Genomic DNA, 3,267 nt, shown 5'->3' on the forward strand with positions numbered 1-3,267 from the left:
TATCCATCTAGCGTTATAATTAGAAGTACGCTCAAACTTAACCTGAAATTGTCGAAGGATGTCATCATCTTCATAATCTTCGTCAAAGATTTGCTGATAATAATCATCAAAATCATCATCATCTGTCCATAACGGGAAATATTGGCTATTCGCTAATCGAATTCGATTCGACCCGTCAGACTCAAGAGAAAAAGTGATACAAAAACCATTGCGAGCATCTACAGAAGAGCCATTAGCTAGACAAGTGGAAGCATACGAAAACGATGATATGCCGAGAGAAAACAACAAAAACAATGATAAAAATAGTACTCTCATTATCTCACCCACACATCTTGACTACGTTGCATTAAATTCACACCCGTTCCGCACATTGCGACCGCTCTTACCGTGTATAACTGAGAACTATCGACAAGTTGACCACCTGTTGGTGAGCACGTTATTTGAACATCTGCACATGTAATTGTCGTTGCGAAGTTCATTGCTGTTCCATTCAAGTTTGTACACTCTGCAGCCACATCAAATGAAACCGTTGTGTTGGCTCTAGGTGGATATATCTGCATTAAGGCTCGCTCTATTGCCGAATGAGCTAAAAGATGGGCTTGAGTACCAATCACATCTTTTGTATGTGCGTCATTATTGGACCACTCTATGCGGCTTAAGGTTGTAGCAAGAAACCCCATCACCACCAATACAAAAATAACGACAATATACAGGCTTCCGACTTGTCTTTTTTTAAGGAACATTGATCACCTGTATGTCTTGCTGGAAATTGGTCAGTTCATCCCCGACTTGGTTTCTAAATTCAAACTCAAGATGGACGATACCATTACGCTGAACATTTGCGGGTTGATAGTCTAAATCCCCAGTCACTCCCGTATCCGAAATTGGGATTAGCGCGCCATTACCTTCACTTCTCCATACTCGGCCATTCACAATGCAATAGGTGACGCGGCCATTAGGATTGTAAATATAATGTCGATTTGAAACCGAATTACCCACAAGGTTTACAGACTCATTAGCAAGCAAGAAAGTATTATTGGTTGCAGTTACAGTAGCTAAGGGGAAAATATTATTGGTCGGCGCCGCCTCTGTAGGGTTTATCACTAAAGATAATGGGGTTAGCGCAGCTGTCGTCAGTGTATTATCAGCCGTAACAAATTGAATATCATCGCCCGACACCGCATAAATCCCAGAGGTAACGATAGGGAAAAATGAAACACAGCGAGCTCCCGGGACGACAGCATTCTGATTGAACATATTCGGTACAGCATGACGCACTTCACGAGTGATTTTTTCCAAGACAAACTTGGCTTGAGTTTGTAAACGCTGCCTATCTACGGTGTCCGCATAGCCACGCGCACCCAATTCAACAAACCCAGCAATGCCTACAACTAAAATGCTACCAACAATCATGGTGATAATCATTTCAATAAGAGTGAAACCTTGCCTTCTCATTAGTAATTCCCTCGATAGGCATCCAGCACGATAGGAGGATAATTTGAGGCCGAGATCGTTAGGTTGATTCTTTTCAGTTGATCGACCATTTGGTACGTCACATCAACATCTAGGCGGTAGTTTCTGTAGGTTGTTGCGCCATTTTCATCCAGTAATAGATTAAGGTCTCGACACCCGTTAGTTGCACCGGGTTCCCAACACCCATCATAGTCATCGACATCATTGTATAGAGCAATGTCAGCCTCTTCTGGGCCAAAGTTAGCCTCAGCAGTGCAATTCACACCAGACGCCCCCTCACCGCATCTAAATTCCCCACCATCAAAATCACTATTCTCGTCGAACCCTCGAGCAAGAATCATCGACATCACGCTTTGCCCTAGCGCGGCTGAACGAGTCTGATAATGAGGATCACCAGATCGACTAACCTGAGGCGCTAAAAAGTTTATGATGGTCATCATCGCGAGCCCCATAATCACAATCACAATCACACTTTCAATTAATGTAAAACCACGTTCTTTTACAGGTGATTTATGAATACTATTCATGAGCACACCCCATTTTCGACATAACCTTGCGCGTTAATTTCCACACGGCAGGTATTCACATTTGAAGTAATCGTAATCACCACACCAGCTGCAACGTTAACGACAACGCCTGCAGGTGTTTCACCTGTTGTAGGGTTACCTAATAAATCAAAGTTAACTAGAGATAGAGGAATAGCGGGAGTGGTATCAGATGCAGCCGTTAAGTTAGCTCCGTTGAGCATAACCCAATCACTCCGCGCTTGGCTTCGCGCGGTACAGCTCACTTCCGAGCCGATACAATTCCCAACGATAGCGAGAATAAAATTGCTCTCTCCAACGACGGCCCCAAGGTCCACATTGGACTGCATACGATTCACTTGAACTTGGCGGACAACAGAAGTTACTTGCTCTTGAGCTGCAAAGGCAGAAAAGCGATCCCTTCCAGAAAGACGGCTAGCAGCGTAGGCAGAGACAATCGCGATCAACAAGATCACAATGATTAACTCGACTAAAGTAAAACCTTGTTGCTGAAATCCGATGTTTCTGTATGTTCTATTGAATTGATTCACCGAAATCCAATCCGCTAAATATTTGATAGTTTGAAGATTAAGTGTAACTCAGGGAAAGGAAGTTGTCTTTGTCGCTTACCTGAATTTCAGATAGAAAAAAGACCAGCAATGCTGGCCTTGATATCCTCTAATAATACTATTAACAGCCATCCGCACCAGTAGTGACAACATCAACAAATGCTGGTGTTGTGGCATTGGCAGCTTCAACATAAATGACAAAACAGCCATTGTTATTCGCAGGTGTAGTTGCATCGTATACAAAACCATTGTTCGCTTGTACTGGGTCAGTCCCCGCAAATGAATAAGCGACAGCGTCTGGAACAACGCCAGTTTCCGTCACATTCACTACAACCCAATCGGTACCAGGTAAACCAACTACAGCAGTTTCAATACCAGCCGGAACACCTGCGATATCAGCAGAAGTTGGATAACCAAAGTTAATAGCCACACCATCTGTTGTTTGTGGCGTTGTTGCCAGAGCTGTTTTAGGTTGACCTTCACGACCATCTACTGCTGCACGGCCATAAACGATACCCGTCGCACCTGCCATTGCGCCACGCAGGCCTTGCATAGATGATGTACGGGCATCACCTTGTAAGTTAAGAAAACGAGGTGCTGCAGTAACTGCAAGAATACCTAGAATAACAATTACCACCACTAGTTCTATTAGGGTGAAACCGCTTTGTTTTTTCATAGTCTTTTCTCTCTATGTATATTTA

General features: G+C 43.5%; 6 protein-coding genes. All 6 read right to left on the minus strand.

Annotation, left to right across the window (positions count from 1 at the left end):
• Positions 1 to 315: hypothetical protein (locus AB4496_RS16640; RefSeq protein WP_372131406.1), on the minus strand; the 315-nt coding region annotated here is incomplete at its 3' end.
• Positions 315 to 743, minus strand: a complete 429-nt coding sequence (locus AB4496_RS16645; protein WP_009847852.1) for a hypothetical protein — start codon at positions 741 to 743, stop codon at positions 315 to 317. The genes AB4496_RS16640 and AB4496_RS16645, both read right to left, overlap by 1 nt.
• Positions 733 to 1,455, minus strand: a complete 723-nt coding sequence (locus AB4496_RS16650) for a PilW family protein (RefSeq protein ID WP_009847853.1) — start codon at positions 1,453 to 1,455, stop codon at positions 733 to 735. The genes AB4496_RS16645 and AB4496_RS16650 overlap by 11 nt, the downstream gene beginning before the upstream one ends.
• Positions 1,455 to 2,006, minus strand: coding sequence for a prepilin-type N-terminal cleavage/methylation domain-containing protein (locus AB4496_RS16655; protein WP_083784122.1), 552 nt, complete (start codon positions 2,004 to 2,006; stop codon positions 1,455 to 1,457). The genes AB4496_RS16650 and AB4496_RS16655 overlap by 1 nt, the downstream gene beginning before the upstream one ends.
• Positions 1,997 to 2,548, minus strand: coding sequence for a prepilin-type N-terminal cleavage/methylation domain-containing protein (locus AB4496_RS16660; RefSeq protein WP_009847855.1), 552 nt, complete (start codon positions 2,546 to 2,548; stop codon positions 1,997 to 1,999). Before AB4496_RS16660 ends, AB4496_RS16655 begins: the two co-directional genes overlap by 10 nt.
• A gap of 139 nt (positions 2,549 to 2,687) precedes the next feature.
• The gene (locus AB4496_RS16665; RefSeq protein WP_009847856.1) at positions 2,688 to 3,242 is read right to left on the minus strand and encodes a type II secretion system protein; all 555 of its coding nucleotides are present in this window, start codon (positions 3,240 to 3,242) and stop codon (positions 2,688 to 2,690) included.
• Positions 3,243 to 3,267: the final 25 nt, after the last annotated feature.

The sequence above is a fragment of the Vibrio sp. 10N.222.46.A1 genome (genome assembly GCF_041473595.1).
Lineage (GTDB): Bacteria > Pseudomonadota > Gammaproteobacteria > Enterobacterales > Vibrionaceae > Vibrio > Vibrio tasmaniensis_A.